We start from the raw sequence: 10,204 nt of genomic DNA on the forward strand, positions 1-10,204 counted from the left end.
CGGCTCAGGCGTCGATCCCGAACACCGACTTCAGATACGGGTTGAGAAACTTGCCCTCCGGGTCCAGTTCCTTCCGCAACTCGAGAAAATCCTGCCACTTCGGATAAAGCGGCGCGAAGTCCTTTGCCGTCAGCGTGTTGAGCTTGCCCCAGTGCGGACGGCCGTCATGCTTGCGGAAGATCGGCTCGATGGCGCTGAAATAGGGTTCGTAATCCGCTTCGTGAAAGCGATGGACGGCGATCGAGCAACTCTCGCGCCGGTAGAACGGGCTCAGCCAGATGTCGTCCGGCGCCGTGGTGCGGAACTCGATCGGGAAAAAGACCTCGATATTGCCGGTCTCGATCGCCGCGATGATTTCGCGCAGCGCTTTCGGGCCTGCCTCGCGCGGCAGGTGATATTCCATTTCGTTGAAGCGCACATTGCGTTCCGCCGACAATGTCTTGTGCGAATAGTCGACGCGTTCCTCGGGCTCCATTCCGGCCATGATCTTCTGGATGACCCAGCGCCGCGTCGAGGGCGACCAGCCGAGCCAGTCCTGCAATTGTTTCAGTTGCATCACCCCTTCATCGTCCTCGTTTACAGGCTCCGGCGTTTCGGCTTCGTCCGTCTCGTCATTCGTGATGCCGATCGCCATGCCGGAATAGGGAACGTAGTAGAATTCGAAATTGCGGTGCTTCGCCCAAAGCTCGGGCGCCTGCTCCAGCATCTCTTCGATGGAGGCAATCCAGGTGCGGCGCTTCAGCTTGTAGAGCGGCCGCGCCTGCATCGTCGTCTCCGTCACGATGCCCAGCGCGCCCAGCGAAACCCGCGCGGCGTCGAAGACACCGGCATTTGTCGTCTCGCTGCATTCGAGAAGCTCACCGGATGCCGTCATCAGCTTCAGGCCGGTCACGAAGGTCGAGAGCGAGCCGAGATCGACGCCCGTGCCATGCGTTGCCGTCGAAATCGCGCCTGCGATCGTCTGCTTGTTGATGTCGGGCATGTTGTCGAGTGCGAGGTCGCGTTCGGCGAGCGCCGAGGCCATGGCGCCGAGACGCGTACCGGCCTTGAACGTTGCGCGCCGCGTTGCTGCGTCGTGAGAGACGATGCCGCTCAGCCGGTCGAGAGAGACGAGTGTTCCCTCTGTCGGCACGAGTGGCGAAAAGGAATGCCCGGCGCCGACTGCGCGGATGGGCGTCGCGCTGCCTGTAACGATTTCGGCCAATTCCGCCTCGCTTGCGGGGGCGGTGCGGATGGCGGGTGTGCAGCTCTGTCCGCCGGACCAGTTCTTCCAGGGAATGACACGGCGGGGTTCTTCCGCGAAGGCGCGGGTCAGCAAGGGCGGGATCTGGCCGGTCACCGCCAGCGCCGAAGCGCTGGCCGCGAATTGGAGCATGTTGCGGCGCGAGATTTTCATTCGTTCGTCTCCCCCTCGGCGGTGGCGGCAGGGCCGGCCATGAAGTGTGTCAGCAGGATGAAGTCTTCGGCGTCGCATTCGATGCACTGGCCGAGCGGGGGCATGCCGTTGAAACCGTTCACAATGTTGGCGAGAAGTTGCTCGTCGCCCTTGGCGAGGCGGGGCGCCCAGCTCTCCATGTCGTGTGTCCGCGGGGCGCCGGTCGCCGGGTCCTCGTGACATGTGCTGCAACTATGCGCGTAAAGCGTTGCTTCATGCGCGTTGAGGATCACGGGCGCAACCGCTTCCTCTTTCCCGTCGCAGCCTGCCAGCGTGATCAGCGCCAGTCCTGCAAGCGCGGCCGTGAACCGCCCCACTCGATATCTCATATAGCCCCCCGATATTGCCTTCCTGCGGCACTCTTTAGTTCTTTGCCCGTTCTGCAAGCACCATGTAATTGACGTCGGTGTCCTCCGACAGCGACCAGCTGTCGAAGAGCGGATTGTAACCGACACCGGCGATTTCCCGCACCTCAAGCCCGGCGGCTGCGAGGCCCGCTTCCATTTCCTCGACGGTCACGAATTTCTTCCAGTCATGCGTGCCGCGCGGCAGCCAGCCGAGAACATATTCGGCGCCGACGATCGCCAGCGCATGCGCCTTCAGCGTGCGGTTGAGGGTCGCCACGAACATCAGCCCGCCCGGCCGCACCATCTGCGCGCAATCCTTCAGGAACATGTCGCGGTCGGCCACATGCTCGATCACTTCCATGTTGAGGATGACGTCGAATGTCTCGCCCTGGCCGGCCAGCGCCTCGGCCGTGGTGCAGCGATAGTCGATGGCGAGGCCCTGCTCGGCGGCATGGACGGATGCCGTCTTGATGTTTTCCTCCGAGGCGTCGGCAGCGGTCACGTCGGCGCCGAGGCGCGCCATCGGCTCGGCGAGCAGGCCGCCGCCGCAGCCGATGTCGAGAAAGCGCAAGCCCTGAAACGGATGCCGGGCCCGGGCGTCGAGCCCGTAATGGGCGCCGACATGCGCGCGGATATAGCCGAGCCGCACGGGGTTGAATTTGTGCAGCGGACGGAACTTGCCCGCCGGGTCCCACCATTCGGCGGCCATGGCCGAAAAGCGGGCGATCTCCGCCGGATCGACGCTGCCTGCCCCGTCCCTCGGGGTCTGCTCTCCGGCCGGTTTGGCCATATGGCTCTTTCCCTTGCGTCGCTCTGGCTTTCCGGCCGTTTCCGCCGGTTGCGGGGTTGGGGCGGGGCTTGTATGTATGGCCGCGCCCGGCGGGCGCGGGGCACAGCCTCCCATCTGGTTATGATATAGGGCGTTCCGGCCGGATCGGTCCAGTGGGCCCTCGGCGCCGGCGAAGAATGACAGCCGCCGATCGGGATCGGCGGCGCTGAGTTATGGAAGCGAAGATGGCCAGACTGGTCATGAAATTCGGCGGCACGTCGGTCGGGGATGTCGAGCGCATCCGCAATGTGGCGCAGCATGTCAAACGCGAGACGGATGCCGGCCACGAGGTCGCCGTCGTCGTTTCGGCGATGGCTGGCACCACAAACCAGCTCGTTGCCTGGGCGCGCGAGACGGCGCCGCTGCATGATGCGCGCGAATATGACGCAATTGTTGCAACCGGCGAGCAGGTGACGGTCGGGCTGCTTGCGATCGAGTTGCAGCGCATCGGCGTGTCGGCGCGCTCATGGCTCGGCTGGCAGATTCCGATTCACACCGACAACGCCCATGGCGCGGCGCGCATTCAGGAGATCGACGGCACGGTGCTGATCGAGCGCCTCGGGCGCAGGGAAGTTGCGGTTGTCGCCGGCTTTCAGGGTCTGGCGCCGGACAACAGAATCACGACGCTCGGCCGCGGCGGCTCCGACACCAGTGCCGTTGCCATTGCGGCGGCGATCCATGCCGACCGCTGCGACATTTATACCGATGTCGATGGCGTTTATACGACCGATCCGCGCATCGTTGCGAAGGCGCGAAAGCTTGGTAAGATCAGCTACGAGGAAATGCTGGAGATGGCGTCGCTCGGCGCCAAGGTTCTCCAGACCCGCTCCGTCGAACTCGCCATGGTCCATCGTGTGCGCCTTCAGGTTCGCTCGAGCTTCGATGCGCCCGACGCGCCGCAGGGCAACGGGCCTGAGGCAATCGGGCCGGGTACTCTTGTTTGCGACGAGGATGAAATCTTGGAACAACAGGTCGTCAGCGGCATCGCCTATTCGAAAGACGAAGCCAAGGTCACGCTCGTTAAGGTCGAGGACAAGCCGGGCGTCGCCGCGGGCGTTTTCGGGCCGCTGGCCGATGCGTCGATCAATGTCGACATGATCATCCAGAACGTGTCGGATGATGGCAAAAGCACCGACATCACCTTCACGGTGCCGCAGGCCGAGCTGACGCGCGCCGAGGATGTGATCCGCAAGTTGCAGGCCGGCATCGGCTGCCAGGAAGTCAAGACCGACCTCAATGTCGTCAAGGTGTCGATCATCGGCATCGGCATGCGCAGCCATGCCGGCGTCGCCAAGACGATGTTCCAGACGCTTGCCGAGAAGGGAATCAACATCCTTGCGATCACGACATCGGAGATCAAGGTCAGTGTGCTGATCTCGTCGGAATATACCGAGCTTGCCGTGCGCGCCCTGCACACGGCCTACGAACTCGATGCCGGATAACGGAGGCCAGGACCGTTGACGCTCATCCGCCACATTCGCAGCGAAAGGGACCGGGACTGATGCCGGGCTCCGTCGGCGGTCCGCGCATCCTGCTCCGTCGACTGCGCGAAGTCATGGCGGAGCCGGAAAGTGCGCAAAAACGACTCGACAAGATCGTCGTGCTGATCGCGTCCAACATGGTCGCGGAGGTGTGCTCGGTCTATCTCGTCAACAGGACGCGCGAACTCGAATTGTCGGCGACCGAAGGGTTGAAGCCGACCGCCGTCCACAACACGCGGCTGAAATCCGGCGAAGGCCTGATCGGCGACATTGCCGAGCATGCGCGGCCGCTCAATCTGGCCGACGCGCAGTCGCATCCGGGGTTTGCCTACCGGCCGGAAACGGGCGAAGAAATCTACAAGTCGCTGATGGGCGTGCCGATTCTCAGAAGCGGCAAGGTCGTCGGCGTGCTCGCCGTGCAGAACCGCACCAAGCGGCATTACACCGAAGAGGAAGTCGAGGCGCTGCAGACGGTCGCGATGGTGCTCGCCGAAGTCGTGGCGGCCGCCGAGCTGGTCGACCCGCAGGCCTTCGAGACGCCGGACCAGGCCCGCCAGGTGCCGCACCACATCCAGGCGACCTCCTTCTGCGAGGGCATCGCGCTCGGGCATGCGGTGCTGCACGAGCCGCGCGTGCATGTGACGAAGCTGATCGCCGAAGACACCGAGCTCGAACTGAAGCGCCTCGAACAGGCCGTTTATGCGCTTCGGGGCTCGATCGACGACATGCTGGAAACGGCCGATCTCAGCCATGCGGGCGAGCATCGCGAAGTGCTGCAGGCCTATCGCATGTTCGCGAACGATCGCGGCTGGCTGAAGCGGATGCTCGAGGCGGTGCGCACCGGCCTCACGGCGGAAGCCGCCGTCGAGCGCGTGCAGAACGACACGCGGGCGCGGCTGCAGCGCGCGGCCGATCCTTACATCCGCGACCGGCTGCATGATTTCGACGATCTCGCCAACCGGCTCTTGCGCCAGCTCACCGGCGTCACGCTTGCCTCGCTCTCGGCCAACCTGCCGAACGACGCCATCATCATCGCGCGCAACATGGGTCCGGCCGAGCTCCTCGACTACGACAAGACGCGGCTCAGGGGTCTCGTGCTCGAGGAGGGCGCGGCCAACGCCCATGTCTCGATCGTCGCGCGCGCCTTCGGCATCGCCACGGTCGGCCGCGCCGGCGACATTCTCGATCATATCGAGCCGGGCGACGCGATCATCGTCGATGGCGACACGGGCGAGGTCTATCTGCGCCCCTCGCAGGAAGTCATCGCCTCCTATTCGGAGAAGGCACGCTTCCGCGCCCGCAAGCAGGAACAGTACAAGGCGATCCGGGGCGAGCCGGCGGTCACCTGCGACGGCGAGCGCGTCTCGCTCTATGTCAATGCCGGTCTGCAGGTCGACCTGCCGCATCTGGAGGAATCGGGTGCCGAGGGTATCGGCCTCTTCCGCACCGAGCTTCAGTTCATGATCGCTTCGACGCTGCCATCCTTGCGCGACCAGATCGAGCTTTATGGCGCCGTGCTCGATGTCGCCGGCGACAATCCGGTCGTCTTCCGCACGCTCGATATCGGCGGCGACAAGATGTTGCCTTACATGAATTTCGCGGCGCTGAAGGAAGAGAACCCGGCGCTTGGCTGGCGTGCTATCCGCATCAGCCTCGACCGGCCGGGCCTTTTGCGCCATCAGGTCAGGGCGCTCTTGACGGCGGCGGCCGGACGGTCGCTCCGGATCATGTTTCCGATGATCGCCGAAGTGGCCGAATTCCAGCGCGCCCGCGCGCTGGTCGACAAGGAAATGGCCCGGCTCGACCAGTTCGGCAAGGAAAAGCCCGCGCATCTCGAAATTGGCACCATGCTCGAAGTGCCGTCGCTGGCCTGGCAGCTCGATACGCTGTTGCCGCTGGTCGATTTCGTGTCCGTCGGCTCGAATGACCTCCTGCAGTTCCTTTTCGCCTCTGACCGGGGCAATGCCCGTGTCGCCAGCCGCTACGATTTCCTGAGTCCGGCCGTGCTGAGTTTCCTGAAGCACATTGTCGTCAAATGCCGCGCGCATAACACGCCGCTGACGCTGTGCGGCGAAATGTCCGGCAAGCCGCTCGAGGCGATGGCGCTTCTGGGTCTTGGTTTCCGCCGTATTTCGATGTCGCCGGCGGCCGTCGGCCCGGTCAAGATGATGGTCCGCTCGCTCGACGCGGGCAAACTCGAGACCTTCATGGAAGGCCTTTTCGAGCTGCCGGACCGGTCCGTCCGCGAGCGGCTCGCCGGCTTTGCCGAGGCCCATGGCGTGATCATTTGAGGCGGCTCCGGCGCCCGCCGCCCCGCATCCGCCCGAAACCCGAAAACCTTGACCGGAAAAGGGGGTTGACCCGATCCGTGGTTGCAGTTTGTCAACGGTTTTGTTCTATTCTAGGCAATCAGACGCATTGGGTGGATGTGTTCGGGCCGGTTCGGGGACCGATATGTATCGTTTTGAAGCACCGATGATCCTTCGCAGTACCCATTGATGAGAAAAAAAGTGCGGTTTGAATGGCTCAGCTCGGGGAAGAAGAGCCCACACAGATGACCAAAGTCACGATGCTGCCCACCGAAGACCGGTCGGACGCGCGGCGCAGGCTGCACCTGCGCGACATCACCAATGAATTGCCCGACGCCGCCGACACGGTGGGCGCCGAGTTGCGCAATGCGCGGTTGCGCCGCGGCGAGGATCTGCGCGCGATCGCGCAATGTCTTCGCATCAGCCGCAGCCAGCTCGAGGCGATCGAAGAAGGCCGCAACGCCGAGCTTCCGGCGCGCGCCTATGCGATCGGTTTCGTTCGTTCCTATGCGGAATATCTCGGTCTCGACAGCCGCCACGTCGTCGAGCGCTACAAGGCCGAACTGGACAATGCGGCGGCAACCGCCGCCGATCTGAGCTTCCCCGACATCGACGAAGAGCGGCGGCTGCCGAAAGGCACCTTCCTGATCGTGCTTCTCGTCGTCGCGGCCGGCCTTTATGGCGGCTGGCTGTTGTCGAAGTCGACCGACGAAATGATGGCCGCGCGCGGGCCCGCCACGCTTGATCTGCCGGCAACGGCGGATGCACCGGCGGAATCCGCCGATGCCGTTGCACCGCGCGGCGACAGCGCGTCCGCCTCGACACCCGGTGCCGACGATGTGCCGGTCGTGCGCGTTGCGCCGGCGCCGTCTGCCGATGCGGTTCTTCCGCCGCAAAGCGTTTACGAGCCGGCGCCGCTCAACGAGGAAGCGGCCGAAGCCGCGGCCGCCGAAGCGGCTGTCGAGGAAATGGAACTCGCCGCGCTCTCCGAAGAAGTGTCGTCCGAGCTGCCGCCCGTGCCGGATGGCACGCCCTATGGCGCCGAAAATGTCGACGGCCGGGTCGTGGTGCGTGCCCGCCGCAACGGTGCCTGGATCCGCGTCGAGGATGCGGCCGGCAAAGTTCTGATCGAACGGGTTTTCCAGATCGGCGACAGCTACCGCGCGCCGAGCCAGCCCGGCGTCATTCTGGTGGCGCGCGATGCCAGCGCCTTCGAGATCATGGTCGATGGCCAGCCGCTGGGTCTTGCCGGGCCTTCGACGCTGGTTCTGACGGGCAAGTCGCTCTATGCGGCCGATCTGCTGGCGGCGATGCCGAAACCGGCGGTTGCCGGCGATGTTTCGGGTGAAACGCCGCTCGAATAGGCCGTTTTCGCGGAAACGCCACATTTCTGGTATGAAATCGCCTGACGGGTGCGGCGCCATGCGCCATGTGCCCTTTCGGTCCAGCGTCCCGCGGACGGACGGATAGTGAAGCCATGAGCAGCATCAGACCCTGGCGCGACATCGCGCGCCGCAAGAGCCGGCAGATTCATGTGGGATCGGTGCTGGTCGGTGGCGATGCGCCGATTTCCGTCCAGACCATGACCAACTCGCTGACGTCCGATGCGAAGGCGACGATTGAGCAGATTCGCCGCATCGAAGAGGCGGGCTGCGACATCGTGCGCGTGTCCTGCCCCGACGAGGCCTCGACGGCGGCGCTCGGCGAAATCGTCCGCGCCAGCAAAATTCCGATCGTTGCCGACATTCACTTCCACTATCGCCGCGCCATCGAAGCGGCAAAGGCGGGCGCCGCCTGCCTCCGCATCAATCCGGGCAATATCGGCTCGGCGGCGCGGGTGAAGGAGGTCGTCCAGGCGGCAAAGGATCATGGCTGCTCGATGCGCATCGGCGTCAATGCCGGTTCGCTCGAACGCGACCTTCTCGAAAAATACGGCGAACCCTGCCCTGAAGCGATGGTTGAAAGCGCGCTCGATCATGCACGCATCCTGCAGGATCACGATTTCCACGAATTCAAGATCAGCGTGAAAGCATCCGATCCCTTCCTCACGGTCGCCGCCTATCAGCAGCTGGCCGACGCCATCGATTGTCCGCTCCATATCGGCGTCACCGAAGCAGGCGGGTTGATGACCGGCACGGTCAAGTCCTCGGTCGGTCTCGGCATGCTGCTCTGGGGCGGCATCGGCGACACCGTCCGCGTTTCGCTTTCGGCCGATCCCGTCGAGGAAGTGAAAGTCGGCTTCGACATTCTGAAGTCGCTCGGGCTGCGCCATCGCGGCGTCACCATCATTTCCTGCCCGTCCTGCGCGCGGCAGGGCTTCGACGTCATCGGCACGGTCCGCCTGCTTGAGGAACGTCTCGCCCATATCGCGACGCCGATGACGCTGTCGGTGATCGGCTGCGTCGTCAACGGGCCGGGCGAGGCCGAACAGACCGATATCGGGTTCACCGGCGGCGGCGCGGGTTCGGGCATGGTCTATCTTGCCGGCCTCACCGATCACAAGATCAGGAACGACGAGATCGTCGAGCACCTGGTCGAACTGGTCGAAACCAAGGCGAAGGAAATCGAGCGCGCGCGCGAAGCCGCGGAACGAGCGGCCGAACCACACGCTCTGGCCGGCGATTAGCGAGGCTGGCGCCCCGGCCCGCCGCCCGCTCCGTCACTCGCCAGGTTCCTTGTTCGACATGATCCCCGAAGAAAAACTCCAGAGCGTCATCGCCCGCTTCGAGGCGGTGCAGTCCGAAATGAATTCCGACCTGCCGCGCGATCGTTTCGTCGCGCTGTCGAAGGAATTTTCGGAGCTTGCGCCCATCGCCGCGGCGATCGGCAAGCTCAATGCCGCGCAGCGCGAATACGAGGATGCCGAAGCGCTCTTGCGGGTGCGCGATATGGCCGAGATGGCGCGCGAAGAAATCGCGCGCCTCAACGAGGAATTGCCGCGGCTCGAACATGAACTGCAGTTGATGCTGCTGCCCGGGGACGCCGCCGACGAGCGCAACGTCATTCTCGAGGTGCGCGCCGGCACCGGCGGCGACGAGGCGGCCCTTTTCGCCGGCGATCTCTTCCGCATGTATGAACGCTACGCGGCGCTGCAGGGCTGGAAGGTCGAGCTCATCTCGGCGTCCGAGGGCGAAATGGGCGGCTACAAGGAAATCGTTGCCGGCATTTCGGGGCGCGGCGTCTATGCGAAGCTGAAATTCGAATCGGGCGTCCATCGCGTGCAGCGCGTACCGGCGACCGAAGGCAGCGGACGCATCCACACATCGGCGGCCACCGTCGCGGTGCTGCCCGAGGCCGCGGAGGTCGATGTCGCGATCGAGGACAAGGATTTGCGCATCGACGTCTACCGGGCGTCCGGCGCCGGCGGCCAGCATGTCAACAAGACCGAAAGCGCCGTCCGCATCACGCATCTGCCGACCGGCATCGTCGTTGCGCAGCAGGACGAGAAATCGCAGCACAAGAACAAGGCGCGCGCGATGCAGCTGCTCCGGGCCAAGATCTACGACGCGGAGCGCGAACGTCTCGACCGCGCGCGTTCGGCGGAGCGCAAGGGCCAGGTCGGTTCGGGCGACCGCTCGGAGCGCATCCGCACCTATAATTTTCCGCAGAGCCGGGTCACCGATCACCGCATCAATCTGACATTGCACAAGCTCGATCAGATCGTCGCCGGCGAGGCGCTGGGCGAATTGATCTCGGCGCTTGTCGCCGAGGACCAGGCGGCGCGTCTGGCGGCGCTGGGCGACGAGGCGTGAACACGCGCGACCATGCGGCGCGGATGCTGGGCTGGCGGTTGAAGCAGGCGG

General features: G+C 64.6%; 8 protein-coding genes. 5 read left to right on the forward strand and 3 right to left on the reverse strand.

Going from position 1 to position 10,204, the window contains the following annotated elements; all coding sequences use genetic code 11:
• Window positions 1-4: 4 nt before the first annotated feature.
• From WEB61_RS01665 to ubiG, 3 genes are read right to left on the reverse strand one after another with little or no spacing between them, the layout of a single operon-like run.
• Entirely contained in the window at window positions 5-1,396 is a 1,392-nt protein-coding gene (locus tag WEB61_RS01665) for a D-arabinono-1,4-lactone oxidase (RefSeq protein WP_368062590.1), read from the reverse strand.
• A complete protein-coding gene (locus WEB61_RS01670; RefSeq protein WP_368062591.1) occupies window positions 1,393-1,752 on the reverse strand; it encodes a cytochrome c5 family protein in 360 nt (119 codons plus the stop codon). Before WEB61_RS01670 ends, WEB61_RS01665 begins: the two co-directional genes overlap by 4 nt.
• Window positions 1,753-1,798: 46 nt before the next feature.
• Entirely contained in the window at window positions 1,799-2,572 is a 774-nt protein-coding gene (gene ubiG / locus WEB61_RS01675; RefSeq protein WP_368062592.1) for a bifunctional 2-polyprenyl-6-hydroxyphenol methylase/3-demethylubiquinol 3-O-methyltransferase UbiG, read from the reverse strand.
• 224 nt (window positions 2,573-2,796) lie between these two features.
• Between ubiG and WEB61_RS01680 the strand changes: the two genes are divergently transcribed.
• The 5 genes from WEB61_RS01680 (at window position 2,797) to prfA (ending at window position 10,153) form a co-directional block, all read left to right on the forward strand.
• Window positions 2,797-4,053 (forward strand): aspartate kinase, encoded by a 1,257-nt coding sequence (locus WEB61_RS01680; RefSeq protein WP_368062593.1) that lies wholly within the window; start codon window positions 2,797-2,799, stop codon window positions 4,051-4,053.
• Between the two features lie 59 nt (window positions 4,054-4,112).
• Window positions 4,113-6,383 (forward strand): phosphoenolpyruvate--protein phosphotransferase, encoded by a 2,271-nt coding sequence (ptsP, locus tag WEB61_RS01685; RefSeq protein ID WP_368062594.1) that lies wholly within the window; start codon window positions 4,113-4,115, stop codon window positions 6,381-6,383.
• 263 nt (window positions 6,384-6,646) lie between these two features.
• Window positions 6,647-7,765: a RodZ domain-containing protein gene (locus tag WEB61_RS01690; protein WP_368062595.1), complete on the forward strand. Its 1,119-nt coding sequence runs from the start codon at window positions 6,647-6,649 to the stop codon at window positions 7,763-7,765.
• 113 nt (window positions 7,766-7,878) lie between these two features.
• Window positions 7,879-9,027, forward strand: a complete 1,149-nt coding sequence (ispG, locus tag WEB61_RS01695; protein ID WP_368062596.1) for a flavodoxin-dependent (E)-4-hydroxy-3-methylbut-2-enyl-diphosphate synthase — start codon at window positions 7,879-7,881, stop codon at window positions 9,025-9,027.
• A gap of 58 nt (window positions 9,028-9,085) precedes the next feature.
• On the forward strand, window positions 9,086-10,153 hold the full coding sequence (gene prfA / locus WEB61_RS01700; protein WP_368062597.1) for a peptide chain release factor 1: 1,068 nt from the start codon (window positions 9,086-9,088) through the stop codon (window positions 10,151-10,153).
• The last annotated feature ends 51 nt before the right edge of the window (window positions 10,154-10,204 follow it).

The sequence above is a fragment of the Parvibaculum sp. genome (assembly GCF_040882025.1).
In the GTDB taxonomy this organism is placed as follows: domain Bacteria; phylum Pseudomonadota; class Alphaproteobacteria; order Parvibaculales; family Parvibaculaceae; genus Parvibaculum.

Coding starts and splice junctions, on each gene's coding strand:
- WEB61_RS01690 (WP_368062595.1), top strand. CDS start 6,647: ATGACCAAAGTCACGATGCTGCCCACCGAAGACCGGTCGGACGCGCGG.
- ubiG (WP_368062592.1), bottom strand. CDS start 2,572: ATGGCCAAACCGGCCGGAGAGCAGACCCCGAGGGACGGGGCAGGCAGC.
- ptsP (WP_368062594.1), top strand. CDS start 4,113: ATGCCGGGCTCCGTCGGCGGTCCGCGCATCCTGCTCCGTCGACTGCGC.
- prfA (WP_368062597.1), top strand. CDS start 9,086: ATGATCCCCGAAGAAAAACTCCAGAGCGTCATCGCCCGCTTCGAGGCG.
- ispG (WP_368062596.1), top strand. CDS start 7,879: ATGAGCAGCATCAGACCCTGGCGCGACATCGCGCGCCGCAAGAGCCGG.
- WEB61_RS01680 (WP_368062593.1), top strand. CDS start 2,797: ATGGCCAGACTGGTCATGAAATTCGGCGGCACGTCGGTCGGGGATGTC.
- WEB61_RS01665 (WP_368062590.1), bottom strand. CDS start 1,396: ATGAAAATCTCGCGCCGCAACATGCTCCAATTCGCGGCCAGCGCTTCG.